22 protein-coding genes are annotated in these 25,811 nt (G+C 74.4%); 12 read left to right on the top strand and 10 right to left on the bottom strand.

The annotated features are described in order from the left end of the window. The first annotated feature begins 109 nt into the window (after positions 1–109). The 4 genes from WME76_RS33270 to WME76_RS33255 all read left to right on the top strand — a co-directional run bounded on the left by WME76_RS33270 (position 110) and on the right by WME76_RS33255 (position 3,586). A complete protein-coding gene (locus tag WME76_RS33270; RefSeq protein WP_437956254.1) occupies positions 110–805 on the top strand; it encodes a metallophosphoesterase in 696 nt (231 codons plus the stop codon). Between the two features lie 123 nt (positions 806–928). Then, a complete protein-coding gene (locus WME76_RS33265) occupies positions 929–1,894 on the top strand; it encodes a 50S ribosomal protein L11 methyltransferase (protein WP_437956253.1) in 966 nt (321 codons plus the stop codon). After that, the gene (locus WME76_RS33260; protein ID WP_437286236.1) at positions 1,891–2,640 is read left to right on the top strand and encodes an RsmE family RNA methyltransferase; all 750 of its coding nucleotides are present in this window, start codon (positions 1,891–1,893) and stop codon (positions 2,638–2,640) included. The genes WME76_RS33265 and WME76_RS33260 overlap by 4 nt, the downstream gene beginning before the upstream one ends. A gap of 31 nt (positions 2,641–2,671) precedes the next feature. Continuing rightward, entirely contained in the window at positions 2,672–3,586 is a 915-nt protein-coding gene (locus tag WME76_RS33255) for an alpha/beta hydrolase (protein WP_437956252.1), read from the top strand. Between the two features lie 50 nt (positions 3,587–3,636). Here the strand turns inward: WME76_RS33255 and WME76_RS33250 are convergent, their stop codons facing one another. From WME76_RS33250 to WME76_RS33235, 4 genes are all read right to left on the bottom strand, one after another. Continuing rightward, on the bottom strand, positions 3,637–4,566 hold the full coding sequence (locus WME76_RS33250; RefSeq protein ID WP_437956251.1) for a hypothetical protein: 930 nt from the start codon (positions 4,564–4,566) through the stop codon (positions 3,637–3,639). Between the two features lie 129 nt (positions 4,567–4,695). After that, positions 4,696–5,226 carry a hypothetical protein gene (locus WME76_RS33245; RefSeq protein ID WP_437956250.1) on the bottom strand — a complete coding sequence of 177 codons (531 nt, stop codon included), beginning with the start codon at positions 5,224–5,226 and terminating at the stop codon, positions 4,696–4,698. Then, entirely contained in the window at positions 5,223–5,999 is a 777-nt protein-coding gene (locus WME76_RS33240) for a hypothetical protein (protein WP_437956249.1), read from the bottom strand. Before WME76_RS33240 ends, WME76_RS33245 begins: the two co-directional genes overlap by 4 nt. Beyond that, positions 5,996–8,593, bottom strand: a complete 2,598-nt coding sequence (locus tag WME76_RS33235) for a TonB family protein (protein ID WP_437956248.1) — start codon at positions 8,591–8,593, stop codon at positions 5,996–5,998. The genes WME76_RS33240 and WME76_RS33235 overlap by 4 nt, the downstream gene beginning before the upstream one ends. A gap of 268 nt (positions 8,594–8,861) precedes the next feature. On the opposite strand from WME76_RS33235, the gene WME76_RS33230 reads away from it, so the two are divergent. The 6 genes from WME76_RS33230 (at position 8,862) to WME76_RS33205 (ending at position 14,355) form a co-directional block, all read left to right on the top strand. Then, positions 8,862–9,278 carry a hypothetical protein gene (locus tag WME76_RS33230; protein WP_061617236.1) on the top strand — a complete coding sequence of 139 codons (417 nt, stop codon included), beginning with the start codon at positions 8,862–8,864 and terminating at the stop codon, positions 9,276–9,278. Positions 9,279–9,391: 113 nt separating this feature from the next. After that, a complete protein-coding gene (locus tag WME76_RS33225) occupies positions 9,392–10,201 on the top strand; it encodes a ParA family protein (protein WP_061617235.1) in 810 nt (269 codons plus the stop codon). Then, positions 10,176–11,015: a hypothetical protein gene (locus tag WME76_RS33220; protein WP_437956247.1), complete on the top strand. Its 840-nt coding sequence runs from the start codon at positions 10,176–10,178 to the stop codon at positions 11,013–11,015. Before WME76_RS33225 ends, WME76_RS33220 begins: the two co-directional genes overlap by 26 nt. Then, on the top strand, positions 11,012–11,932 hold the full coding sequence (locus WME76_RS33215) for a hypothetical protein (protein ID WP_437956246.1): 921 nt from the start codon (positions 11,012–11,014) through the stop codon (positions 11,930–11,932). Before WME76_RS33220 ends, WME76_RS33215 begins: the two co-directional genes overlap by 4 nt. Continuing rightward, a complete protein-coding gene (locus WME76_RS33210; RefSeq protein WP_437956245.1) occupies positions 11,929–13,236 on the top strand; it encodes a hypothetical protein in 1,308 nt (435 codons plus the stop codon). Before WME76_RS33215 ends, WME76_RS33210 begins: the two co-directional genes overlap by 4 nt. A gap of 246 nt (positions 13,237–13,482) precedes the next feature. Next, a complete protein-coding gene (locus tag WME76_RS33205; RefSeq protein WP_437956244.1) occupies positions 13,483–14,355 on the top strand; it encodes a fibro-slime domain-containing protein in 873 nt (290 codons plus the stop codon). Between the two features lie 115 nt (positions 14,356–14,470). Here WME76_RS33205 and WME76_RS33200 read toward each other — a convergent pair whose 3' ends face one another. From WME76_RS33200 to WME76_RS33180, 5 genes are all read right to left on the bottom strand, one after another. Then, positions 14,471–15,724: a thioester reductase domain-containing protein gene (locus WME76_RS33200; protein WP_437956243.1), complete on the bottom strand. Its 1,254-nt coding sequence runs from the start codon at positions 15,722–15,724 to the stop codon at positions 14,471–14,473. Positions 15,725–15,989: 265 nt separating this feature from the next. After that, the gene (locus WME76_RS33195) at positions 15,990–17,387 is read right to left on the bottom strand and encodes an MFS transporter (protein WP_437956242.1); all 1,398 of its coding nucleotides are present in this window, start codon (positions 17,385–17,387) and stop codon (positions 15,990–15,992) included. Between the two features lie 125 nt (positions 17,388–17,512). Next, entirely contained in the window at positions 17,513–19,318 is a 1,806-nt protein-coding gene (locus WME76_RS33190; protein ID WP_437956241.1) for a fatty acyl-AMP ligase, read from the bottom strand. After that, complete coding sequence (locus tag WME76_RS33185) at positions 19,315–19,581, bottom strand: acyl carrier protein (RefSeq protein ID WP_061617553.1); 267 nt, start codon at positions 19,579–19,581, stop codon at positions 19,315–19,317. Before WME76_RS33185 ends, WME76_RS33190 begins: the two co-directional genes overlap by 4 nt. 103 nt (positions 19,582–19,684) lie before the next feature. Beyond that, a complete protein-coding gene (locus WME76_RS33180; protein WP_437956240.1) occupies positions 19,685–20,680 on the bottom strand; it encodes a helical backbone metal receptor in 996 nt (331 codons plus the stop codon). 160 nt (positions 20,681–20,840) lie between these two features. Between WME76_RS33180 and WME76_RS33175 the strand changes: the two genes are divergently transcribed. Continuing rightward, positions 20,841–22,259 carry a serine/threonine-protein kinase gene (locus tag WME76_RS33175; RefSeq protein ID WP_437956239.1) on the top strand — a complete coding sequence of 473 codons (1,419 nt, stop codon included), beginning with the start codon at positions 20,841–20,843 and terminating at the stop codon, positions 22,257–22,259. A gap of 7 nt (positions 22,260–22,266) precedes the next feature. Here the strand turns inward: WME76_RS33175 and WME76_RS33170 are convergent, their stop codons facing one another. Then, positions 22,267–22,860: a DUF2231 domain-containing protein gene (locus WME76_RS33170; protein ID WP_437956238.1), complete on the bottom strand. Its 594-nt coding sequence runs from the start codon at positions 22,858–22,860 to the stop codon at positions 22,267–22,269. 476 nt (positions 22,861–23,336) lie between these two features. Between WME76_RS33170 and priA the strand changes: the two genes are divergently transcribed. Continuing rightward, positions 23,337–25,796: a replication restart helicase PriA gene (gene priA, locus WME76_RS33165; protein WP_437956237.1), complete on the top strand. Its 2,460-nt coding sequence runs from the start codon at positions 23,337–23,339 to the stop codon at positions 25,794–25,796. Positions 25,797–25,811 lie beyond the last annotated feature (15 nt).

The raw sequence follows: 25,811 nt of genomic DNA, 5'->3' as shown, positions 1-25,811 counted from the left end.
GGGCGCGGCGGGGGCTCGCCGGGCGCGGGGCCGCGCGGTCGGGCTGCGCGCGGCAGGTCGGGGCCTCGGCGCCCCCTGGACCGGGCGTCCCTGCTACCTTGGGTGTGAGATGCCGCGCACGATCATCATCGGTGACGTTCACGGCTGCCGGGATGAGCTGGCGCGGCTGATCGAGCACGTCGGCTTCGCGTCGGGCGACCGGGTCGTCATGGTCGGCGATCTGATCGTGCGCGGTCCGGATCCGTGCGGAACGCTCGACCTGCTCCGGGAGCTCGGCGCGATCTCGGTGCGGGGCAACCACGAGGACCGGCTGCTCCGCTGGCGCGCGGGGCGCAGCGACCCGCGCGGCGAGCCGCTGGGGGAGCTCTCGAAGGAGACGGCGCAGCTGCTCCGCAAGCGCGACTGGGCCTGGCTCGAGACGCTGCCGTACTGGCTGGATCTGCCGGAGCACGGGCTGCGCGTCGTGCACGCGGGCCTGATCCCCGGGTTGCCGATCGAGCGGCAGGACCCGCACACGTTGATGTACGTGCGCTGCCTCGGCCGCTACGGCGAGCCGGTCGAGCGCCGCGGGGGCAAGACGCTGTGGGGTCAGACGTACCAGGGCCCGCCGCACGTGGTGTTCGGGCACAACGCGCGGAGCGAGCCGCAGATGCACGCGTGGGCGACAGGGATCGACACGGGCGCGGTGTACGGCGGCCGCCTCACGGCGATGGTGCTCCACGACGGCGAGCGCGTGCCCCCGCCGGCGGCGCGCGGCGAGGTGCTCGTCTCGGTCCCGTCGCGGCGCCGCTACGTCGGACGTTAAAAATGCTCCGTTTCCTCCAGCGGTTCCGCGCGATCGGCGGCCCCGCCGCGCGGGATTTTCGTTAGGCTCCCGGCCGCGCCGCCGCCGCTCTTCAGGCCGGCGGCCCGACACGGAGCAAGCCACGTGGAGCCTCGATACCCGTTCGTCGCAGTCGATGTCCCCGAGCCGGAGGCCGACGAGATCGCCGCCGCGCTCTTCGAGCTGGGCGCCACCGGCGTGGAGCAGCGCGACGAGCAGACGCTCGTGCGCGGCGCCCTCTCCGGCCAGGTGACGCTGGTCGCGAGCTTCGAGGATCACGACGAGGCGAACGCCGCGATCGCGACCCTCGCGGAGCTCGATCCGCCGCTCGCCGCGCGGCTCGAGGAGGTGGTGGGCGACGCCTGGCGCGACGCGTGGAAGGAGCACTTCGCGCCGTTCGCGCTGACGCCCACGATCACGGTCGTGCCGCCGTGGGTCGAACACGCGCCGCGGGGCGAGGGCGAGCGGGCGCTCCTCCTCGAGCCCGGGCGGGCGTTCGGCACGGGCCTCCACGCGACGACAGCGCTCGTCGCGGAGCTCCTCGACGAGCACGCCGCGGAGCTCCGCGGCCGCGAGATCCTCGACGTGGGCACGGGCAGCGGCATCCTCGCGCTGGTCGCGCTGCTGCTCGGCGCGGAGCGGGCGGTGGCGATCGACAACGACGATGACGTGATCGAGGTGGTCCGCGAGAACGCGGCGCGCAACGGCCTCGAGGGCCGCGTCGACGCGAGCGCCGGCGTGGTCGAGGCGGTGACGCGGCGGTTCCCGTGGGTCGTCGCGAACATCGAGGCGCGGGTGCTCCGGCCGATGGCGCCGGAGCTCGCGCGCGTGCTCGAGCCGGGCGGCCGGCTGATCCTGTCGGGCATCCTCGAGAGCGAGCGCGACGACCTGGTGGCGCGGTACACGTCGCTCCAGCTCGAGCACGTCGCGACGCGGCCGGATCCGGCGTCGCCGCGCGGCGAGCGGGGCGCGGCGCGGCCGGCGGGGCGCGGCGACGCGGGCGGCGAGGGGTGGGTGGCGCTCCTGTTCCGCGCTCCTGTGCCGGGCGGCGCGGCGCCCTCGCCCGGATGAGCGGCCCGGGGCTCTTGCGGGTGCCGCTCGGATCGATCGCGGCCGGCGTGATCGCGCTGCCGGCGGAGACGGCGAGCTACGTGGTGCGGGTGCACCGGCTGCGCGAGGGGGACCGCTTCGTCGTGTTCGATCCGGAGCTCGGGGTCGAGGCGGACGCGACGCTCGAGTCGGTCGGCCGGCGCAGCGCGGAGGCGCGGATCGAGGCGCCCCGCCCGGCGGCGCTGCGGCCCGGGCGGCGGGTGACGTGGATCCAGGCGGTCGGCAAGGGCGACAAGATGGACGCGGTGGTGCGCGACGCGACCGAGCTCGGGGCGACGCGGATCATCCCGGCGATCTCGGCGCGCAGCGTGGCGCGGCCCGCGGAGGACAAGGGGCAGCGCTGGCGCCGGATCGCGGTGGAGGCGGCGCGCCAGTGCGGCCGCGGGGACGCGCCGCGGGTGGACGCGCCGATGAGCCTCGCGGCGGCGCTCGCGGAGGCGCGCGCCGGAGGCGGGGGCGCGCTGGGGATGTGCCTGGACCCGTACGCGGAGACGCCGCTCGGCGCGCGGCTCGCGGCGCTCACGCCGGGCATGGAGGCGGCGTTCGCCGTCGGTCCGGAGGGCGGCTTCACGCCGGAGGAGCTCGGCGTGTGCGCGGCGCTCGGGTTCGAGCGCGTGCGCCTCGGCACGCTGACGTTGCGCACGGAGACGGTGTGCGCGGCGGCGCTCGGGGCGCTGATCGCGGTGAGCGACGCGCGGGCGGGGTGATGGGCCGGCGGGAGCGTCGCCTCGAGGCGCCATGAACGGCGCTGCGCCCGGCGGGCGGATCGCGCGGCTCTTCACGGCGCTCGTGGTCGTTTCCTGCGCGTGCAACAGCGCCGCGGACGCGCCGAGGAGCAGGCCTGCGCTGGCGCGTGACGGCGCGGCGCCTGCTCGAGCAGAGCCCGCCCCGGCGTCGCCGCGGCCCCCGGCCTTGACCGCGTCGACGAGCGCGCAGGCAGCGCTGGCGCCGTGGCCTCGGGCGCGCCCGCCGCGGGTCGAGACGGACTGGTGCATCGACGGCGTCGACGCGCTCGACGAGGAGACCTGCTACGTGCTGCCCGACGCGCCGACGCGCGCGCTGCTCATCTACCTCCACGGGATCGTCCCGCCGGGGAAGGACAGCCAGCAGAAGACCAACTTCGAGACGGTCGTGTCGCGCGCCTCCCGGCGCGCGGGCGTCGCCGCGCTGATGCCGCGCGGCAAGGTCGGCCTCGCGCCGAAGGGGTACGCGAGCTGGTGGGGCTGGCCGACGGGCGCGCCCGCGTACGAGAAGCACGCCGCTGCGTTCGTGGCGACGTTCGCGGAGAAGCGGCGGAAGCTCGAGGAGATCGCCGGCGCCCCGTTCTCGCGGGTGTACGTCGCCGGCTCGTCGTCGGGCGCGTTCTTCGCCGCGGCGCTCGCGCTGCGCGGCGGCATCGTCGCCGACGGCTATGGCGCGATGTCCGGCGGGGGAGGCCAGGCGACGCCCGAGCTCGCGACGCTCGAGCCCAGGCCGTTCTACATCGGCTTCGGCGCCCACGACACGGTGGGCCGCTCGGCCCGCGCCCTCGCCGACGTGCTGCGCGGCGCGGGCTGGCCCGTGCGCGTCGCCGAGCACCCGGTCGGCCACGGCGCGAGGGAGATCTACCTGGACGAGGCGTTCGCCTTCTGGCGCGAGCGCGAGCCGCGCTAGGCGGCCCGCGCCGGCCATCGTGACCGGCGCGCCCCGCCGCCTTCACCCGATCACGGCAGCACCGCGCGCGTCGGGCACTCGCCGTCGCCCTGGAAGTCGCCGAGCGTGCGCGCCTGCGCGACGACGTAGTCGTACGCCGTCTCGATCACCCCGAGCGCGCCGCCGAGGTTGTAGTCCTGGCCGAAGACCTCGGCGACCTTCACCTCCCTGAGCTCGTCGATCGTCGTCTCGCCGTCGCCGTCGAGATCGCTGTCGGCGATGTACTGCGCGTAGCGCTTCGTGATCTCCGCGCCCGCGGTGATGTTGTTGAAGAACCAGTGATCGCCGTGGATGGTCGGCTTCACCGCGATCGTCCCGCCGGTCGGCACGCTGAAGCCGGTCAGCTCGTCCTCGGTCGCGCAGTCGTCGAACGACGTCCCGGCCGAGAGGCCCCAGCTGAAGCGCACCTTCTCCGCGGGGACGCACGCCTCGCCGCGCGGGCACGACTCGCCGCCCTCCTTCTCGATCGACCCCTCGAAGAACACCGAGTAGCCGTTGTCGACCATCAACGCCACGTCGCCCTCCGAGGTGGGCGACAGCGACTTCACCCCCTCCCGCGCGTTCGGGAGGTCGAACCCGAAGCGGTCCCAGCGCACCGCGCTCACGTCCTCGAACTCCGCGATCACGTACCTCGTGGCCGGCGCATTCTTGAGGTCGAGCACGAACACCGAGGGATCGCGCAGCGTCTCTTCGGCGTCCGAGCGCGCCGCGCGCACGTTGCCGATCATCACGAGGAACTTCTCGTACGTGACCCGCCAGCCGTCCGCGACGTTCTCCTCCCCCGTGCCCGGCTCGAGGCCCTCCGGGATGGTGTCCTCCGGCTCGACGAAGATCTGCACGGCGCCGGTCCCGGACCCCGCGCCGTCCTCTCCGCCGCACCCCGCGACCAGCGCGAGCGCGCACGCCGCGACCAGCATCCCTGTCTCTCTCGCTCTCTCCATGATCCTGGCTCCTCTGTCGTCGAAAACTCCGGACGAGCGCGCACCCGCGCGCCGCCCGTCACGTGGGCCGAGCGCGGGCCCGCGCCGTCTCGCGCGCCCCGCGCCCGCATCACCCGCTCACCTCGCAGCTCAGGCCGCGGGCGGAGAGCTCTTCGGCGCCAGGATCAGCAAGGGGATCGGCCGGACCTCCGGAGAGGGCCGGAGCGCGGCGAGGCGGAGCACCTCGAGCAGGGTGGCCTCGCCCACGCGGTGAACGGGCGCGCCGAGCTGGCCGCGCAGCGCGAACGCGTCGCAGTGATCGTCGTCGAGGTGGGGCAGCGCGTCCTGCGCGGCGACCCGGTCCCCGGGGCCGGGCGCGCCGCCCTCGGCCTGCGGCGGCGCCGCGGCGGCGGCCGGCAGCGCGGCGCGGGCGGCGCCGTGGCCGGCGTCGACGAGCGCGCCGACGTGGACCAGCTCGCCGTGCTCGCAGCGCGCGTGCCGCACGAGCAGCGCGTGCGCCAGCCCCGAGAGCTGCGCGAGCAGCGCGAGCAGCGCGATCCACCGCGCGCTCGAGCCCGCGCGCAGCCCGGCCGCGCGACCGCGCGCAGGCCCGAGGAGCGGCCGCCGCGCCGTCCGCCCGCGCGCTGTCGCGCCGGCGGCCGCGCCGCGGCGCCCCCTCACGGCGCCTCCGACCAGACGAACTCCGGCGGGCTCTGCGCCGTCATGGCGATCACCAGCGCGTTGTGCGCGCGCGACCCCGGCGCGATCACCGCCTCGGTCGTTCCGCCCTCGCCCCCGGCGCCCTCGAGCACCGCGTCGAAATCGACCCGCGCGAGCCACGCGCCCACGTCGAACCGGACCGCGAGGCGCACCGGCTCGGCGCCGACGGTCGCCGCGGCCGCGACGCTCGGGACGGCGCGCTGCCCCTGGAACTGCGGCGCCGCGTCGACGTCGGCCACGAACTCGAGCACGTCGTCGCCGCGCGTCGCGCGCCCGCGCAGGTGGGCCGAGTGTCCCCCGGGCGCCGCGGGCGATCGCGCCGGCGCCGACTCGGTCAGGAACCAGTGGATGCCGTAGTCGAACGACGCGCTCCGGATCTCCCCCTCGAAGCCGCGGACCCGACCGAGCGGCTGCGGCTCCGGGGCGAGCAGATCGACCTGCGCGATCGAGAGCAGCTCGGCGATCGCGGTGCTGCACAGCGTCGCGGATCCGGACGCGGCCGCGCAGAACTGGACCGGGCCGAACGCCACCGCCGCCTCGTCGAGCGCGACCGTCCAGCCGCCGGCCGCGATCTCCCCGGGCGGCGCGGCCTCGGCGTACGCGAGGTACGAGACCTCCGGCTGGCCGGTGCCGGCGCAGCCGAGGAGCGTCGGCGCGCCACAGAGCGCGAGCGCGAGCAGGCCGCGCGCGGCGGAGCGACGTTTGCCATCGTGGCGAGCGCGGCGATCGTTCATAGCGAGAGCGTCACGTTGCCGAGGACCGTGAGCGGCGGCCCCGCGCTGATGTGCCGGGCCGGGAGCGCCGAGGGCAACGGCGTGGTCTGCCAGTTCGAGACGAACGAGTACTCGGTGTCCGCGTGCTCCGCGTCGAGCAGGTTCTGCGCCTCCACGCCGACCTCGATCCAGGGGCCCTCCTGCGCGGGATCGCCGCCGACCCGCAGGCTCCGCCGGAGCGACAGCGAGGCGTCCATCACGAGGACCGGCGCGGCGCTCTGCGCGTAGGGCAGCGGCCGCGCCGAGAGGAACGTCGCGCCGTAGCCGAGCCGCCCCTCGATCGGCCGTCCCGCGATCGTGACGAGCGATCTCTTCACCGATAGATCAGCGCGCACCACCACGGGCGGCACGAACGGGAGCTGCTGCCCCTCGACGTACGGCGGCGTCGGGTTCTCGGGCGTCGGCGGGGGCGGCGCGTCCAGCGTGGCGTGGGCCAGGGTCGCGCTGACACCCGCGGTCAGCGCCGGGCTCGGCGCCGCCTGCAGGTAGACGACGACCCCGCGGCGCGTCGTCGGGCCGATGCGCGCGAGCCCGCCCTCGGCCGCGTCGAACGCGAGATCGTAGGAGAGGCGCGTCTCGTAGGCGGCCGCCGTCGCGCTGAGGCCCCCGCCGGGGCGCACCGTCGCGCCGACCTCGTAGCTCCTCACGGTCGCGAACGGCGCGTTCTCGCCCTCCTCGAGCTGCCGCGCCTGCGGGGAGCGGTAGCCGTGGCCGTACGCGGCGGAGAGGCGCAGCGCGGGCAGGGGGTCGACCTCCAGCGTGGCCCGCGGGCCGAACGCCACGCCCGCCGCCGTGCGCCGGAACCCCTGGATGTGCGTCTCCTTCTGGAACGCCGGGATGAAGTTGCCGAGGCGGTCGTCCACGTCGAAGACGAGCACGTCCGCGCGGGCCCCGCCGCGCAGGCGCGCCCAGCGCGACAGCTCGAGCAGCGCGTCGCCGTGCACGCCGATCCCGGTCAGCCGGATCGACGCGTCGACGCGGCGATCCCAGGTCTCGTTCTGCGGCGGCTGGAGCAGGCTCTGCGCCTGATCGATGCCGTCGGTCTGCACCTCGGCCCCGACGGCCACCTGGCCGTGGAGCCACGACGCGAGCGGGACGCGCGGCGTGCGGTAGGCGAGGCCCCCGCCGAGCGCGGCGTCCTCGTTCGACTGCTCGATGAGATCGCCCCGGCCGGCCCACGCGGGCCGCTCGCGCGAGCGCTGCGTGTAGCCGGTGAAGTTCATCCGGCTCCGGTACCCGGACGTCATCGCCCAGAGCCACGCGCTCTTCTGGGACCCGTCGTCGTCCGACCGCTCCGCGGAGAGCGCCACCTGGAGCCGGGTCGACGCGGCCGACTGCGAGCGGGCCGACGGGTCGCGGTACGCGTCGTGGAAGCCGACGCGCCCGGCCTCGATGTCGTCCCGCCGGAGCACGCCCGCGAGGTTCGCGCGGCTGCCGTGGGCCGCCACGTGGAGCAGCAGCGAGAACTCGTCCGGCAGCGGCATCCGGTACTGGCCGACCGCGGCGCCCGAGATCGCCCCCCGCGTGCCGTCGCCGAAGCCGTCGGTGGCGCGCACCGCGGCGGCCCCGAACGTGTCCTCCGACTGCGCCTCCGGCGCCCAGATCGCGAGCAGCCGCCGCGCGCCGAACGAGCCGAGCGTCCCCTTGAGCAGGAGCCCGCGATCCTCCACGCCGAGGTCGAAGTACGCGCTGCCCGCGACCGCGAAATCGCCCTGCTGCGGGTCGTACACGCCCTCCACGACGCGGAGCGACCGCACGACCTCGGGGATGATCACGTTGAGGTCCCCGTAGCCCTGGCCGTGCACGTGCGAGCGCTGGTTCAGCGGGATCGGCCCGACCCGGAGCTCGACGTCCTGGCCGTGCTCGGCGTCGAAGCCGCGGAGGAAGATGCGCTGCGCGACCGCCTCGCCCTCGGGGTGCGCCACGTGCACGCCGGGCGCGGTGCGCAGGAGGTCGGCCGCGGTCGCGTGCGGCGCGGCGGAGAGCGCGGCGCGGCCGATCCGGAAGTCGCTCGACGCGCGCCGGGGCGGGTTCGGGCGGCCCTGCACGTGGATCTCGATCGGCTTGCCGGGCTCGGCCACCGCGTGCGGGCCCGCGACGCCCCCGGCGAACTCCACCGGCCTCGGCGCCTCGGGCGCGGGCGCCGGGGACGCCGCCGCCTGCTCCGGCGTCGCCGGCGCCGGCTCGGGCTGCGCCTCGTGCGGGCCCGGCGCGAAGTGGAACGGCACGCGGATCCGCGCCCGCACCGGCGCGCCGTCGCGCATGGCCGGAGAGAAGCGCCACCGCCGCGCGGCGTTCAGGGCGGCCTCGTCGAACCCCGCGCCGCCCGACTCGGCGACGGCCGCGTCGCTGACCGTGCCGTCCTTCTCGACCGTGACGAACAGCGTGACCGTGGTGTCGATGCCCTCGGCGAGCCGCTCGGGCGGGTACACCGGGTCGACGTGCTCGAGGATCTGCGGCGGCGCGGCCGCGCCGGGCTGCGCGAGCGCCGCCGGCGCGGCGAGCGCGACGGCGGCGCTGGCGCTGGCGCTGGTCGACAGACAGCAGGCGAACACCCAGCGGCTCCTCGACACGGCAGATCGCTTCGATGCACGAGCAGCGAACTCTGCGGCGCCCTCCGGAGCGGACGCGCGCCGCGCGTCGGCGCGAGGCCCCGCCGTCCCTGCTTCTGCTCCAGACGCGCGCATGGGTAAGAGAGCCCCACGCGACTACCACGGCGCACAGCGGCGCCGCAAGCGCAGCGCCCGCGCTCGCCGGCGACGGAAGCGCGGGCGTCGCAGCGGCGTCTTCCCCGCGCGGCGCGGGCCCGTGTATCGTCTCCTCATGGCGAATGAGGCGCTCGTCCAGGCGGTCAAGTCCATCGTCACCCTTGCGCGCGGGGGCGACCTCGACGCCGCCTACCGGGGGTACCGCGATCTCTTCCAGAAGCCCGAGTTTCTCAAGCACCGGCCCGAGGACCAGCGGCAGGTGCTGCGGCTCATGATCCTCGCCAAGGGCGTCCCGTCGACGCCGACCGACGCGATGATCGAGGCCCACCGCGCCGCGGTGCCCGCCCTGACGGAGCTCGTCTCGATCCACGGCGACCCCGGCGACCACGAGCTCCTCGGGCTGTGCCACGTGGTGCTCGGCAACCTCGAGAGCGCCGACAAGATCTTCCGCGCCGGCCTCACCATCGAGCGCGAGCGCAACCCGCAGAGCGACCTGTGCGGCACGCTGATGAAGCGGATCTCGCTGCTGTAGCCCCGCGCGTCGGCGGCCCCGCCCTGGGGCGCCGAGCGCGGCACTGGTTTCCTGCGGCACCCGTCCTGTTAGGATGCTCCCCGGGCGCCGGGGTGTGCGCCGTCAGGGAGTCCATGTACGTCATTGCGGTCGCGAGCCAGAAGGGCGGCGTGGGAAAGACCACGATTTCCCTCAACCTGGGGCTCGCCCTCGCGCGCGCCGGCCATCGCGTGTTGATCCTCGAGGTCGACGCGCAGGGGAGCCTCGGGCTGTCGCTGGGCCTCGCCGACCGCGCGCGCCCGGGCATCGCGGAGCTGCTCACGGGCGCCGAGCGCCTCGAGTCGGTGCTGCTCCGGACGCGCGATCCGCAGCTCCAGGTGCTCACGGTCGGCCGCGTCGACCCCACGACCGTCGCGGGCTTCGAGGACGCGCTCGCCCGCGCGCCCGTGCTCCCCAGCGTGCTCGCGCGGCTCGCGCCGGACTTCGACGTCGTGGTCGTCGACTGCCCCGCGGGGCTCGGCAAGGTCACGACGCGGGCGCTCGAGGTGGCGACGCACGCGCTCATGCCGCTCCAGGCCGAGCCGCTGGCGCTCCGCTCGGTCGGCCAGCTCCTCGCCGTGATCGACCGCGTCCGCGCCGAGAAGAACCCGCGCCTCTCGCTCATCGGCATGGTGCTGTCGATGTTCGACCGGCAGGCGCCCGCGTCGCTCGACGTCGCCGAGGCGCTCTGGACCAGGTTCCCCGACGGGATCATCCTCGACACCGTCATCCCGCGCGACGGCGCGTTCCTCGAGGCGTCGCTCCGCGGCGCGCCGCTCCTGCTGATGCAGAAGCGGCCACCGCCGCTCGCGCGGGTCTTCGATCAGCTCGCGAACGACGTGCTCGTTCGCCTGGAGCCCACCTCGCCGGACGATGACGATGGCCCGATCTCGCTCCTCCTTTGACCTCGACGGCGCCGTCGCCACCGCCGCGGCGCTCGTCAAGCGGCCGAGGCCCCGCAAGGCGCGCGCGCCGTCGATCGCGCCCGCGGCCGCGCCGCTCGTGTCGTTCGAGTCGCGGCCGCCGCCCACGCGGCCGGAGCCGGAGCCGATCTCCTCGCCGCCGATGTCGCCGCTGTCGCCGGCGTTCGAGGAGCTCGCGCCGTCGAGCGATCTCCTGCCCCTGTCGAGCCCGGGCGCGAGCGGCGAGATCGGCCTCCGGAGCGCGCTGCCCCCCTCGGCCGACGACGTCGACTCGCGGCACGGCGCGGCGCTCGACCTGCCGTCGCCCGCCTCGTCGGCCTCGTACGCGGCCCTGTCCGGGCGGCGCGCGGAGCGGCTCGACGACGCGATCGCGGCGCTCGCGGCGGGCCGCGCCCCGCGCTTCCCGGACCTCTCCGCCGCCGGGCCGGTCGCGCGCTGCGAGCGGGTGATCGAGTGGATCGCCGAGGCGACCGGCGCGACGGACGTGTTCCTCGCGGACGCGGCCGGGCTCCCGTTCGCCGGCGCGATCCGCGACACGGAGGCGAGGCTCGCCGCCTCGGGCCTCATCGCTTCGGCGATCGGCTCGCTCGTGGCGGCGCTGCCCGGCGCCCCGTCGCAGCGCTTCGAGCTCTGCGCCGGCGACGGGCCGTTCTTCCAGCTCATCGGGTTCCAGGTGCGCTCCGCCGCGTACATCGTCGGCCTGATGCGCCCGAGCCCGCTCATGCCGCGCGAGGCGCACGCCGTCCGCATCGCGTGCCAGCACGCGCTCGACGCCGCGGTCGGGGTCGTCGGGTGAGCGCGGACCACGGCGAGCCCTCGCTCGATCGTGGGCTCATGGCGGCCGCGGGCGCGCTGGACGACGACGATCCGCTCGCCCCGATCGCGCTCGACAGCATCGGCTACGGCGTCGCCGGCCTCGACGCGATCGTGGTGTTCCACCTCAGCGACGCGCGCGTCCACGCCGTGTTCGTCCGCGAGGGCGCGCCGCTCTCGCCCGCGGACGTGGCCGCCGGGCTCCGCGACGCGTACCTCGGCAGCCAGCTCGCCGCCCAGCGGCTCGTCCCGGAGCGCGAGGCGCAGGCCCGATCGAGCCGCGCCCGCGGCGCGCGCGCGTCGAGCAAGCCGCCCGGATCGCAGGGCCGCGCCGAGGAGCTCCCGGACCCGGTGGTCACGCTGGAGCTGAGCGGCAGGACCGTGCTCCTGCGCCGCGTCCGCGCGTGCGTCGTCGCGAGCCTGTTCGACGGCACGATGCCGCTCGGCATGGCGCGGCTCGTGGCGCAGCGGCTCGCCGCGGCGCTCGCGCCCGAGCTGCCGCTCGAGGAGCCGCCCGAGGAGATGCTGAGCGACCCGCCGGGGTTCTTCGAGGATCCGCTCAGCGCCGACACGGTCGACGATCTCGTGCGCGGGGTCGCGCGCTCGGCGCCGCCGCGGGGCTCGTCCAGCAGCATCCCGTCGCGCCGGAGCAGCGGGACGCCGCCGCCGGTCGAGCCGCCCTCGGCCGAGGTCGCGCGGACCGAGCGGCTGCTCGCGCTGCTCGAGTCCCGCGCGCCCGAGCCGCACGTCGCGCGGCTGCGGCTCGCGCTGCGCGCCGGGCTGACGCCGCTCGCGCTGGAGCACCCGGACGAGCTCGGCGCGGAGGCGGTCTTGCTCATCGAGACGGCGGTGGCGGACATCCTCGGCCTGGAGCGCGCCGCGCTGCGGAGGCTCCTGTGACGTCGCTGCGGCAAGGCCTGCGGGGCCGCATCGAGGGCCCCCTCGACGATCTGCTCGGCCCGATCGAGCCGCACTGCCTGCTCCACGTGGCGGATCAGCTCGTGATCGCGCACTCGCACCACTTCTCGCTCTTCCTGGAGCAGACGATCTTCGACGCGCTGGGCGGGGAGAGCCGCGGCGTGCGCCGGCAGGCGGCGTTCGAGGCGGCGCACGCGCTGCTCGGCCCCCTGTACGCCGAGCGCCACGGCGCCTCGCCGCGGGAGAAGCTCGAGCTCGCGGCCGATCTGTTCGCCGCGATGGGGCAGGGGCGGCTCCGGTTCGAGCTGAGCGCGGAGGGCGGCGCGGTGCACGCCGCGTCGCTCTTCCACGGGACGAGCTTCCTCGCGAAGTACGGCGGTCGGATCCAGAACCGGATGGTCATGGACGCGTTCGCGTCCGGCTACTGCGCGGCGGCGGCGAGCCTCGCGTTCCCGTCCGACTGGGGGCGGCTCGACGCGGACGAGGTGACGTGCGTCGCGCGGGGCGACGCGGTCTGCACGTTCCTGCTCACGCGGCGGTCGGAGCGGCCGCGCTTCGGCGAGGCGCTGACGCGCAAGGTGGTCGAGTCGGCGCGGGTGAGCTGGGCGTTCGAGAGCGGCGCCGCCGCGCGGGCGCGGCGCACGGGGATCGCGATGCTCGAGGAGCTCGGGGCGCTCCGGGCCGACGAGCGCGGCCTCATCTCCGCGTACGGCGTGAACCTGGCGCTCTTGCCGGTGGGGTACGTGCATCAGAAGACGTTCGACACGGTGCACCTCATCGAGCGGCGGTCTCCGGAGCTGGTCCCGGTGTTCGAGGCGCTCGTGCGGGAGGCGGCGCAGACGGGCGCGTTCCACCTGCTCGGTGGGATGCTCGCGTCCGCGTCGTTCGAGGCGGCGTGCGGCCCGGTGGGCCGGGACCAGCACGAGCGCCTGGAGCAGCTCCTCGGGCTCGCTCGCGCGCTCGGCTGGGGGGCGCTCTCAGCGCCGGAGTTCCAGCCGGGCCGGGTGCTGGTGCTGCGCGCGCCGATGACGCACGAGAGCGCGTATTACGCGATGAAGCACGGCCCCACGGCGCGGGGGCGGCTCCTGTTCCAGCAGGGGACGGCGCTCGCGATCATGCAGCTCCTGCACCGCGTGGATTTCGAGACGGAGCGGCCCATCGCCGCGGAGACGTACGGCGCGCTGTTCAAGCTGGGGACGCGGTTCCGGGTGCAAGAGACGAAGTCGCCGCTCCGGGGCGATGAGGCGTGCGAGGTGAGGGTGGAGGCGGCCGAGGACAGGTGGTGACGACCTCGGCTTGAATCCAGCACCTGGATCTCGCGACGACCTTGCAGGAACACACCGCTGTTGAACAGGACCTCTGCGCGCGGCGGCGCCTCGGGTGCGGTGCTCGCGGACTGGCCTCCTCCTGGCTCCTGAGTCGGCGCGCGGGCGCGAGTCGACCCGATCTGCTATAGAGCGCCAGCGCGGCCGTGGACGATTGAGCAAAGGAAGAGCGGGCATGGCGCATCCACCGAGCAGGAGGCGATCTCGATGAACATGGCCCCGCAGACGGCATCCTTTCTCCAGGGCTCTCGGGCAGCGCTGGCCGTCCTTCTCTCGGCGCTCGCGCTCGCCGGGTGTACCGCGATCCCCGAGTTCATCGGCAGGACGAGCGACGCCTCCGGGACGGGCGGCGGCTCCTCCGGGACCGGCCTGGGCGGCGGCCTCCCGCCGGTCGGCGGATCGACCCAGGACGCGTCCTCCTCGAGCGGCGGGGAAGCCGGCTGCGCGCCGCGGCTCGAAGGGGTGGTGCGCGACTTCAAGGCGTACGGCACGCCCGGCGGGCACCCGGACTTCGAGCGCTTCGAGGGCACCGGCTTGACGGGCATCGTCGAGGCGGAGCTCGGCCCTGACCAGAAGCCGGTGTACGCCCACGAGGGCGCGACGGAGTTCACGGAGGGGCCCGAGTCCTTCGATCAATGGTTCCGGGACGTCCCGGGGGTCAACCGCTCGACCCGGTTCATCGTCCCGCTCAACGTGAGCGATGACGTGTTTCGTCTCTTCACCAGCAGGGAGTTCTTTCCCGCCGACGGCGACGGCTGGGGGAACCAGGGCAGGGACCACAACTACGGCTTCACGTTCGAGCTCCACATGAGCTTCCGGTACAGGGGCGGGGACGACTTCACCTTCGGTGGCGATGACGACATCTGGGTCTTCATCAACAACCAGCTCGTGATGGATCTGGGCGGGGTCCACGGCCAGATGTTCGACACCCTCGATCTCGACGCGATGGCCGACGAGCTCGGCCTCGAGGTCGGGAAGGACTACCCGCTCGACATCTTCTTCGCGGAGCGCCGCAGCGGTGGATCGAGCTTCATGATCTCGACGCTCAAGTACACGAACTGCGAGCCGATCATCCTGTAGCGGCAGACCCGCCCGCCGCGCGCACGGGAGCGCGTCTGCGAGCTCGAACGCGTCGAGCCGGGGTATCGTGGACCGGAGGCTCCAGGGGCTCTCGGGGCGCCCGGACGCGACGCGCCTACCTCGCGGCAGCGCCCCTCGCGCGCCTTGCCGCGCGGCGGGCGGGTTGTCCAGCGAGCCCTCGGCGCAGCGCCGCGAGGTGGTGCTCCGCGCGCGCCCCGAGGACGCCCGCGTCGACCGGCGGCCAGCGGAGGCCCAGGTCGTTCAGCGCCTGCGTGGTCCTCTCCAGGGCGTAATGGCGCGTCGCGTCCGTGAACAGCGCCGCGAGCGCCTCCCCGGCGCGCCTGTCCCCGGGGTCGTCCCCCGCGCCGAGCGGCACGGGCAAGAGCGCCGCCAGGCTCGCCAGGCCTTTCTCCGTCGGATAATGCGCGACCCTCTCGGTCAGGGCCCGCCAGAACTCGTCGTAGCGCACCTTGCGCAGGCCGAGCCCGCGCCGCGCGAAGGTCGCCAGGATGTCGTCGAAGGAGACGCTCTCCGGCTGGAGCACGTGGAAGCAGCCGCCCCACGCGTCGTTGCTGCGCAGCACCTCGACGACGAAACGGCTCACGTGGTCCACCGGCGTATAGTCGAGCCGGATGGAGCTCTCGAAGGACAGGCCCAGCCGGAGGCAGGCCTGCAGCAGCACGTCGGCGAGCCCCCGCGGGTTCGGGGTACCCTTGCTCGAGTGCGGCATGACCTCGCCGAGCCGGTAGACGGTGACGGGGATGCCGCGACTGCGGCCCTGAGAAAGGAGCCTCTCGGCCACCCACCTGGACTGGCTGTAACCGTCGGTCGGGAGCGACGCCTCCGACAGCTCCGCGTCCTCGGGGATCTTGCCCGCGGCGCGCGCGCGGGCGGACTCGGGAAAGACGCCGAGCGTCGAGAGGTGATGGAGGGTCTTGGACCGCCCGCGGCCGGCGAGCCGGAGGAGCTCGACGGTGCCTCCCACGTTGGCGGCGCGATGGGCCTCGTAGTCGTTCAGCGGGTTCACCAGCGCGCCGCTGTGCACGAGGGTGTCGAGCGTCTGCGCCAGCCCGTCGAGCACCTCCGGCGAGAGGCCGAGCCCCGGCTGGCTCAGGTCGCCCACCACCGGGACGATCCGGGGCGCGAGGGACTCGTCCCACAGCCCGTGGTGCCTCAGGTTGGCCTGCACCCGGCTCATGGCCTCCGGCGCGCTGGCGCTGCGGAGGAGGCAGAGCACGCGCACGTCGCGGAGCCCCAGCAGATCGTGCAGGAGATGGGCGCCGATGAAGCCGGTCGCCCCGGTGAGCAGCACGTTGCGGGGCGCCCGGTGCCCTGGGCTGGACGGGGCAGAGATGTCCGGAGGGAGCACGAGATCCTCGAACAGGTGGGGGATGGTCCCATCTTCGGGGGAGCGAGCTGGCCGTCCGTTGAACCCCACGAGCAATTTGCACCTGCTGTCCGAAATGATCGCTTCGACGGGTTGATGCCTCCAGGGGCAGCGGTCCTTCACGCCAATTTGTCTCTCGCGGGGGCGACGGCGCGGCTCAGGGGTCCCGCGAGCTCGTCGTCGGACGACGCGACTCGGCCGGGCGCTCTCCGCTTGAACGTGTGGCCCTGGCCTGCTGCGCTGCGCGTCAGTGGGCCGCTGCGTGCCGCTGCGGCCTCGCGTTCCAGACGCGGGTCGCCAGCGCGAAGCCGATGAGGGCGACGGGGAGCATGGCGATGGGCCATGGCATCCAGTTTCCCGGGTCCTTCGCCGCGTCGCCCGAGGGCAGGATGCTCGCGTAGAGGAACGACTGCGCTGCCGTGCCCAGATAGACGAATCCGTCGATGATGCCGGTCGCGACGCCGGCGTTCTTCTTTCCGCCGAAATCCATGCTCGCGGTCCCGGAGAGCATGCCGTGGACGCCGATCACGCAGAGGGACATGAACACGACGGTCCACCCCGCGATGGGGAGGCTCAGCGTGAAGAGGACGATCACCGCGCCGAGCACGAGGCCCCCGTACAGCACCGAGGCCACCGGTCCGCGGCGCGACTCGAACACGTGATCGGAGATGAAGCCGGCGAAGACGCCGCCGAGGATGCCCGCGATGCAGAGGAGCACGCCCCAGTGCGTCGACACGAACCCCTTGAGCCCCGTCTTGTCCGCGAAGATGAGGTACCACTTCATCACCGCGTTGCGGAGGAAGCCGCTGCAGAACTCGATGGCGACGATGATCCAGATGACCTTTTGCGAGAACATGCGCCTCGCGACCTCGACGGGGCCGAGCTGCTCGCCGGTGTCGCCCGACGAGGCGTCGGCCGTGTCGAAGTCCTTGAATCCGGCGTGGCCTGGCGTGTCGCGGATGACGAAGAAGTCGAGCGCCGCGAACCCGAGCAGCAGCAGGGCGGGGACGTGGAAGACCCACGGCATCGGCAGGACCTTCGCGATGAACCGACTCCAGTCGTACGCGAAGTAGAGCCCCAGCGAGATCAGGATACCGAAGACGCCGCCGAGCATCCCGCGCTCGCGGACGTGGAACCACGGCGCGTTCACCTTGACGATGGATACGGCGCCGAAGCTCTGGAAGTACATGTTGCCCGCGAACAGCGCCGTCATCGCGGTGATGGCCGCGTCGTGTCCGAGCTGGCCCTCCTGGGCGAAGCGGACCGCCGTGCCCATGAGCGCGTTCATGAGCGCCGACCCGCCCGCGGCGAGGAGGATGGTGACGCGCCCGCCCCACCTGTCGGTGAGCGGCCCGTTCAGCAGGAAGGCGATCCCGTAGACGGCCGAGCCCCAGCCGTCGATGTTCCCGAACTCCTGCTTGCTGACGAGGTGCATCGCGTCGAGCGCCGACGCGTTGGCGGAGAAGTTGTACCGCCCCATGTAGAGGAAGGCGTAGGTGAGCCCGAGCGGAAACCAGTTGAAGAACCGCCTCCGCCGGAACTCCGCCGAGTGTCCGAGGTCGATCTTCGGCAGCCGCCGCATGACGACCGCGATGGCCGCGAGCAGCAGAAGGATCGGCAGAAGCTGATTGAGCCAGGCAGGCATGGATCGCCCTCCGGCCGCCGACGATAACGGCCCTCCGCACCAGCGGCTACGCCTTCGCGAGAATCCAGCCTCGCCCGCTCGCTACATCGGCGCGCCCCCGCCACCCGGGACCCCCCCGGTCCCGATCACCCTCCGCGCCCGCGGAAGATCGCGTGGCGGAAGTAGTTGATCTGGCTCTTGGCGAACTCCTTCGCCGCGTCCAGCCGGTCCCCGTCGCGCGACGAGCTGCGGATCAGGAGCTCCCCGTTCTCGTAGAGCTCCCGCGTCTTGCTCCGCTGGAGCTTCCCGCTCGACGTCTTCGGCAGCACGCCCATCCCGACGGCCACCACGTCGTCGACCGTGAGCCCCATGGCCTGCTGCACCACGCGGCGCACCTCGCCCTTCAGCGCCTGCTTCTCCTGCTCGTCCGACGCCCCCGTCTCGAAGGCGATCACCACCCGCTCGCGGTCGTTGTGCGGCTTCATCGTCCCGAACGCGATGACGTTGCCCTTCCGCACCCCGGCGACGCGGCTCGCCTCCCACTCGAGGTCCTGCGGGTAGTAGTTGCGCCCGTTGACGATGATGACCTCCTTCGAGCGCCCGCAGATATAGACCTTGCCCTCCGCGAGATACCCGAGGTCCCCCGTCCGCAGCCACCCGCCCGCGAACGCCTCCTTCGTCATGTCCGGATCATTGAAGTAGCCGGGCATCACGCTCGGGCCCCGCAGCCTGAGCTCCCCGACCTCGCGGTCGCCGAGCGGCCGCGCGCTCTCCGCGTCGTCCGACGCGAACACCGCGATCTCGTGCCCCTCGAACGCCGACCCGCACTGCACGAGCGCCGACGCGCCGTCGCTGTCGGCCGGGACGGGCACCGCCTTGCCCTCCTTCCAGAGCGTCTCGCCGTCGACCGAGTCGGTCTGCAGCCCGGTCCCGAGCGCGCTGAACGACACCGCCAGCGTGCTCTCGGCCATCCCGTACGAGCAGACGAACGCCTTCTCGTCGAACCCGACCGGCGCGAACTTCTCCGCGAACGCGCGCAGGTTGTCCGCCCGGATCGGCTCGGCGCCGCAGCCGGCCACCCGCCACGTCGACAGATCCAGCCCGGCCATGTCCTGCTCCCGGATCCGCTTCACGCAGAGCGCATAGGCGAAGTTCGGGCCGAACGACACGTTGCCCCGGTGGCGCGTGATCGTCTCCAGCCAGCGCACCGGCCGCTTCAGGAACAGCAGCGGAGGCAGGAACGACACCGTGTTGACGTAGTAGAGCGGCGCGATCACGAAGCCGATGAGCCCCATGTCGTGGTAGAGCGGCAGCCACGACACGCCGGTGTCCACCGACCCGCGCACCCCGAGGCCGAGCTCCACGATCGCCCGCACGTTCGCCGCCAGGTTCGCGTGCGTGAGCACCACGCCCTTCGGGCGCGACGTCGAGCCGCTCGTGAACTGGAGGAAGCACACGTCGTCGAGCTCGACCTTCACGGGCCTGAGCTCCTCGCGGGAGCCGCGGATGCCCTCCACCGCCACGACCTGCTGGAGCTCCGGCGCCTGCGCCTGGATCGTGCCGAGCATGCGCTTGATCTCGGCGCTCGTGAGCAGGACCTTGGCGCCGCTCTTCGCGACGATGTGCAGGGTGTTCTCGAGGTAGCCGGTCAGCTTGCCGAGGCCGGTCGGCGGGTAGATGGGCACCGGGACGACGCCGGCGCGGATCGCGCCCAGGAAGGAGAAGATGAAGTCGGCGTTGTCCGGCAGGATCAACGCGACGCGATCTCCCTTCTGGAGCCCGAGCGCCTGGAGCGCGCCGCCGAGGCGCGCGCTCGCCCGCTCGACGCCGCCGTGCGTGAAGAACGGCTCGTTTTCGCTCGACTCCTCGATGAAGCGATAGCCCGTCTTCGTGCTCGCCGCTGCGTCCTCGATCGCCTGAGCGACCGTCCGCGCTTTCCAAACAGCCGTCATCCCGAGAGCCTTCCTTCGTTCTTGAGCCTGAGCTCGATGGCCTTGACGACGTCGGCGACCGTGTCGACCTCGCGCAACATGTCGTCGGGGATGGACAGGTCGAACCTGTCCTCCATGTCCGCGACGATCTCCATCACCCCCAGCGAGTCGAGGCTGAGGTCGGCGACCAGATGGCTCGACTCCTCGATCTTCACCTCGCCGGCCGTGTGTCCTTCCAGGAGCTGGATGATCTCTGCCCGCAACGTCTCCCGTGTCCACGTCATCGTACGGTCCTACCCCAACTGCGGCGTGGCGAGGAGGGGGCTCGCGGCGCGGCGCGGGGCTCGAATGCGGCCGCGTACCCCCTGAACAGACGATGGCGCTGCATCAGGGACGGGCGGCGTCGATGATCTCGCGGAGCCGACTGAGCCCCTCGAGCGCCCTCGCCCCATACCACATGAGGTCCTTGCCATCGCACCGGATCACGTGGCCGCGGCGGGCGGCGGGGATATCGAGGGAGCGAAATATTGCCGCGTCGGCGTCGGTGAAGGCGTGCGGCTCGTCGGGCAGCAGCACGATGTCCGGGGCGCGGGCGATCACCTCCTCGAGGGTCACGCGGGGGTAGCGGAGGTCGCGGCCCTCGACGCGCTCGGGCGGGAGCGCCGGCGCCTTGCCGAGGTCGGCGGCGAGCGGGTAGCGCCGCGGCCGGTCCTCGAAGACGTTCTGCGCGCCGGCGAGGTCGATCATGTCGGAGATGAACGTGTCGCCGTGCACGGTCATCAGCGGGGCCATCCAGATCGGGATGAAGGCGCGGACCGGCGGGCGCTCGCGGCGCCGCGCCTCGGCCGCGGCGTGGGCGCGGTACGCGGTCGCGACCAGCTCGCGCGCGGCGTCCGACGGCGGCGGCGCGGCCGGGGCGCCGTCCTCCGGCGCCGCCGCCGCGGGGCGCGCGGGCGCCGCGGAGTGGCCGAGCAGGCGCGCCAGCCGGGCGAGGTGCGCGACGCCGTCGGCGACGCGCCGCGGGAACGAGACGAGCACCCGGAGGCCCGCCGCGTCGAGGCGCTCGATGTCGCGCTTGCTGTTCTCCTCCTGGTTCGCGACGACGACCTCGGGGTCGAGCGCGATGATCCGGTCGACGTCGGCGTCCTTGGTGCCGCCGACGGGCTCGATGCCCTCGACGCCCTCCGCGGGCGCGACGCAGTAGCGGGTGCGGCCGACGAGGCGGCCCTTCGCGCCGAGCCGGAGGAGCGAGTAGGTGTCGCTCGGGACGAGCGAGACGATGCGCTGCGGCGGGGTCCGCCACTCGTGCTTGCGCCCCCGGTCGTCGACGATGCGGATGAACGACCCGGCGAACGACGGGCCCCAGCCTGCGCTGAACGTCATGCGCCGGATGTAGCCCGTCGCCGCGCGCGCTGCACGCGGCGCGGCGCGGCGAGGGCCGGCGCCGCGCGGACCGGCGCCGCGCGAGCCGGGCGCCGTCCGGGCCGGGGGTCGGGCGGCCGCTTAGTTGGCCCGTCCGGGCGAAGTCTGCGAACGAGGGCACGTGCAGATCGATCGCCTCGATGTGCGTCGCGGAGGCACGCTCCCGTACCCGCCTTCTGGCCTGCCGCCGCTCGCCCTCGGGCGCGACGAGCCCGCCCGCTGCGGCTCGCCGTCCGGCGGGGGTCGGGCGGCGCGCGAGCGGGGGATCGGGCGCCTGCTGCCGTGCCGCCTGGGCCGCTACACGCTCTTCGACCACATCGGCCAGGGAGGGATGGCCGACCTCTACCTGGCGCGGGTGCGCACCGACCTCGGCGCCGCGCGCCTCGTCGCCATCAAGGAGGTCGCCCCCAGGTTCGCGCACGACCCGCGCTTCGTGGAGATGCTCGCGAGCGAGGCCCGGCTCGCCGCGGGGCTGCGGCACGCGTCCGTCGTGCAGGTCGAGGACCTCGGCCGCGAGGACGGCGCGCTGTTCATCGCCATGGAGTACGTCGAGGGCTTCGACCTGCGCGAGCTGCTCCGCCGCTGCGCGCGCCAGAAGGTGAAGCTCCCGGTCGCGTTCTCGCTGCTGATCATCGTCGAGGCGCTGCAGGCGCTCGCCTACGCCCACCGCAAGGGCGTCGTGCACCGCGACGTCTCGCCGTCGAACGTGCTGCTGAGCTTCGAGGGCGAGATCAAGCTCTGCGACTTCGGCATCGCCCGCGCGCACGAGCGCAGCGGGGGGACGCTGGACGAGGCGCTGCAGGGCAAGGCCGGCTACATGAGCCCCGAGCAGGCCCGCGGCGAGCCGCTCGACGCGCGGTCCGACCTCTTCGCGACGGGCATCCTGCTCTGGGAGCTGCTCGCCGGCCGGCGGATGTACAGCGCGGGCCCCGGCGCGTCGCTCTCGAAGGAGGAGGCGCGCGGCGAGCTGCTCGAGCTCGCCCGGCGCGCGGAGATCCCGCCGCTCGTGGAGCGCGGGCTCCCGGAGGAGGCGGCGCTCCACGCGATCGTGGCGCGGGCGCTCGCGGTGGCGCCCGACGATCGCTACCCGAGCGCGGCGGCGATGCTGCGGGACGTCGCCGCGTACGCGACCGCGGCCGAGCTGACCGCCAGCCCGCTGCGCTTCGGCGCGTGGCTGCGCGACAACTTCGGCGCGGAGATGGTCGCCGCCCGCCGGGCGCGCGAGCGCGCGGTGCGGGCGCTGGAGCTCGGTCCGCCCGCGGTGCTCGAGCCGGTCGCGACCGCGGCCGCCACGCCGGGCGCGATGGCGGCCGCCACGCCGGGCGCGATGGCGGCGGCCGCCGCGCCGGTGGCCCCGGCGGCCTGCGCGCCCCCCGCGAAGCCCGCCGCGCTGGCCGCGGCGCCGTCTCCGTGGGCCAGGGCGCGGCGCCCGGTCGCCCTCCCGCCGCAGCGCGCGCTCGCGCCGCTGCTCCTGCACTGCGCGCTGCTGTTCGCCCTGGTCGCGCTCTGCATCGCCGGCTGCTACTTCGCGGCGCGCTAGCGACCCCTCACGAGGGCTCGGCGATCGGCGCCTCCGGCACGGGGATCTGCGTCTCCGGCCTCCGCTCGCACGCGTCGTTGCTGACGCCCACGCCGTAACGATAGATGAGCTCGCCGCCGAGCCAGCCGCTCGCGCCCGCGAGGCCGAACCCCGCGGTCGAGAGCGCGATCCCGAGGGGCCGCAGCCCGACCGCCCGCGAGGCCAGCGAGGCGCCGTACAGGCCGGCGATCGCCATGTTCATGGCGCCGTGGACGAAGCCGATGCGCTTCGCCGGCCCGAGCGTCGTGCTCCAGTCGGCGAGCCCGGCGACCGCCGCCACCACCGCCCCGGCGAGGCCGATCGCCGCGGTCGCGTCCGCTCCCCGGTGGAGCTTGCGCCGGCCGATGCCGGCGAAGTCGAGCACGAGCGCGCACGACCAGGCGCCGATGGGGATGGTCACCAGCACCGGGTGCAGCGGGTGCCCGAGGAACTTGCCGTGGAGCACCTTGGCCACCGTGGGCGCTCGCCCGAGGACGGACTGGATGCCGCGCTGCAGCGGGTTCGCGATCCGGTCGATCCAGTCCTGCTCTTCGATGCCCCCCAAGACTGCGGTTCCGATCATGTTCCCTCCTCGAATGCGCGAGTCGCTCGCGCACATTCACAGCTCCTTGCGCCCGCGCCGCCGGCGTCCAGCGGTGAACCTCACCCGACGCACGAGCAATCAGCGGACCCCGCGCGAGCGGCTCGGGCGTTCCCATCGCCGCGCGGCGCGCCCTGACCAGGCCGGCGCGCTTCGCTTCTGCAAGGGTGGGATGCCGAGATTTCAGATCCGAAACCGGGAAACACCGCATCTGGAGCGAAATACGTCCAGATCGCGAACATCACGGATGGCATGGACGGTGCTCTACGTCCTGACAGCGCTGCCGGCGCGGCCTTCCCCCCCCCCGAGGCCCCGGCGGCGCTTTTTTTTTGCCGCGCTATCCCGCGCTGCGGGGCGCGCCGGCGCGAGCGCGCCGTGCGTTCCTCGTCGTTCCTCGTCCCGCGCGGCGTTCTCTGGTATCTCGCCCGTGCCGCGCCGCGCGCGGCCCTCCCGGAGCGATGCCCCTCCTCGCCGACGTCGCGGTGCCCGTCCCGCTCTCGCAGGCCTTCACCTACGAGGTCCCCGCCGCGCTCGCCGCCGAGGTGCGACCCGGGGCGCGGGTGCTCTGCGAGTTCCACCGGCGCAAGCTGCTCGGCGTCGTGCTCTCGGTGAGCGAGCGCAGCACGGCGATCGATCCGTCCAGGATCAAGCCGCTCGCGGCGCTCGTCGACGCGCGCCCGGCGCTGCCGGCCGAGCTGCTCTCGTTCCTGCAAGAGCTCGCCGCCTACTACTTCGCGCCGATCGGCGAGGTGCTCCGCCTGGCGCTGCCGGCGATCGAGCGCGAGCAGGTGCGGGCGCTCAAGGCCCAGGGGGAGCTCGACGGCGTCCTCGACCTCGGCCGGGCCAAGCAGGTGGGCGGCCGCAAGGTCGCCTTCGCGCGGGCGACGGACGCGATCGAGGAGCCCGGCACGCTCCGCGGGCAGGCCGCCGCCCTGCTCGCGCTGCTCCGGGCGAACGGCGAGCAGCCGGTCGCGCGGCTCGAGGAGCGCTTCGGCAACGCGCGCAGCGCCCTCAAGAAGCTCGCCGAGCGGGGCCTCGTCGCCCTCGACGAGCGCGAGCCGCCGCGCGACCCGTTCTTCCGCCTCGCCGAGGCGCGCGACGTGCCCCCCGAGCTCAACGCGGCGCAGGCCGAGGCCGCCGCGCGCCTCGAGGCGGCGCTCGCGGCGGCCGCCGGGGAAGGGGAGCCGCGCGCGGGCGCCCCGCACGAGCCGCGGCCCGCCGGGCCGAGCGCGTTCCTCCTCTTCGGCGTGACCGGCTCCGGCAAGACGGAGGTGTACCTGCGCGCCATCAAGAGCTGCCTCGAGCGGGGTCGCGGCGCCCTCGTGATGGTGCCGGAGATCGCCCTCACCCCGCAGCTCGTCGCGCGCTTCCGCGCCCGCTTCGGCGACGAGCTCGCCGTGCTGCACAGCGGCCTCAGCGACGCCGACCGCCACGCGATGTGGTCGAGCCTGCACGGCGGCAAGGTGCGCGTCGCCATCGGGGCGCGCTCCGCCCTGTTCGCGCCGGTGCCGGACCTCGGCCTCATCCTCGTCGACGAGGAGCACGACGGCTCGTTCAAGCAGGAGGAGGGCGTGCGCTACCACGCGCGCGACATGGCGCTGCTCCGCGCCCACCGCGCCGGCGCCGTGTGCGTCCTCGGCTCCGCCACGCCCTCCATCGAGTCGGTCGCGCTGGTGCGCCGCGGCAAGCTCACCGAGCTGCGCCTGCCGGACCGCGCGCACCGCGAGGCCAGCCTCCCCGAGGTCACGCTCGTCGATCTCCGCCGCTTCGGCGCCGGCCCGTCGGGCGACCCGCTGATCTCCCTGCCGCTGCACCGCGCGCTCGAGAAGACGCTCGCGGCGAAGGAGCAGGCGATCCTGTTCCTGAACCGCCGCGGCTTCGCGCCGAGCGTCGTCTGCGGCTCGTGCGGGACGCTGACGACGTGCGACGCCTGCTCGGTCGCGCTGACGTACCACCGCGGCCGGCGCCGCGACGCGCCCGCGGGGGCGATCGCGGCGGGCGCGGGCGCGCCTCCGCCGGCCGGCGCGGCCGCGACGCCGCCGCCGGCCGCCGGCGCGCCCGGGGCGGGCTCGCTGGAGGAGCGGCCGCAGGGGGGGCGGCTGCGCTGCCATTACTGCGACTACGCGGGGCCGCTGCCGGAGCGCTGCGCGGCGTGCGGCTCGCGGACCCTCTTGCTGGAGGGCCTCGGCACCGAGCGGCTCGAGGCGACGATCGCCGCGTCGTTCCCGGAGGCGCGCGTGGCGCGCCTCGACCGCGACGTCGCGGGCAAGGACCGGTCGCAGGCGATCCTCGCGCGCATGCGCGAGGGCAAGATCGACATCCTGGTCGGCACGCAGATGGTCACCAAGGGCCACGACCTGCCCAACGTGACCCTGGTCGGCGTGGTGAACGCCGACGCCGCGCTGGGGCTGCCCGATTTCCGCGCGGCGGAGCGCGGCTTCCAGCTCCTCGTGCAGGTGGCGGGGCGCGCGGGCCGGCGCGATCGCCCGGGCCGGGTGCTCATCCAGACGCGCAACCCCGAGCACCCGGCGATCGCGTTCGCCGCGGCGCACGACGTGCCCGGCTTCCTCGATCGGGAGATCCGCGATCGCGAGGAGGTGGGCTATCCGCCGGCCACGCGCCTGGCGCTGCTCCGGATCGACGCTGTCGACGAGGGCGTGGGCCGCGGCGCCGCGGCGAAGCTGGCGGCCCACGCCCGCACCTGCCCGGAGGGGCTCGCGCGGCGCGTCGAGGTGCTCGGGCCGTCGGCGGCGCCGATCGCGCGCCTGCGGGGGAGGTACCGGTTCCGGGTGCTCCTCCGCGCGCGCGAGCGCGGCCCGCTCCGGGGGACGCTCGCGGCGCTGGCCGGGCTCCTGCGGGACGGCCTCGACCGGAACGCGCGGGTGATCATCGACGTGGATCCGGTCGCGATGCTGTGACCGGCGTCGCGCCGC

The sequence above is a fragment of the Sorangium sp. So ce119 genome (assembly GCF_051524405.1).
Lineage (GTDB): Bacteria > Myxococcota_A > Polyangia > Polyangiales > Polyangiaceae > Sorangium > Sorangium cellulosum_G.
The sequence above is the reverse complement of the archived record's forward strand: the minus strand, read 5'-3'. Positions and strand labels throughout refer to the sequence as shown.